General features: G+C 45.0%; 1 protein-coding gene. It reads left to right on the top strand.

Going from position 1 to position 209, the window contains the following annotated elements:
- A partial coding sequence (locus HMPREF2606_RS05940) for a porin (protein ID WP_141762179.1) occupies nt 1-209 on the top strand: 209 nt, incomplete at both ends.

The raw sequence follows: 209 nt of genomic DNA, 5'->3' as shown, positions 1-209 counted from the left end.
GCTCTGCAATTGGGTAAAATCAAACGTGTAGATTCTCGTAAAGTATCTGTACGTTACGATACCCCTGTATTTGGTGGTTTCAGCGCAAGCGTACAATACCAACCACGTGACAATGCTAACCCTAGCGACAAATACACTCACACTGTGAAAAGCCGTGAGTCTTACGACTTAGGTCTGAACTACGAAAACTCTGGCTTCTTCGGTCGCTA

Source organism: Neisseria sp. HMSC070H10, assembly GCF_001837635.1.
In the GTDB taxonomy this organism is placed as follows: Bacteria; Pseudomonadota; Gammaproteobacteria; order Burkholderiales; family Neisseriaceae; genus Neisseria; species Neisseria subflava_A.
The sequence above is the reverse complement of the archived record's forward strand: the minus strand, read 5'-3'. Positions and strand labels throughout refer to the sequence as shown.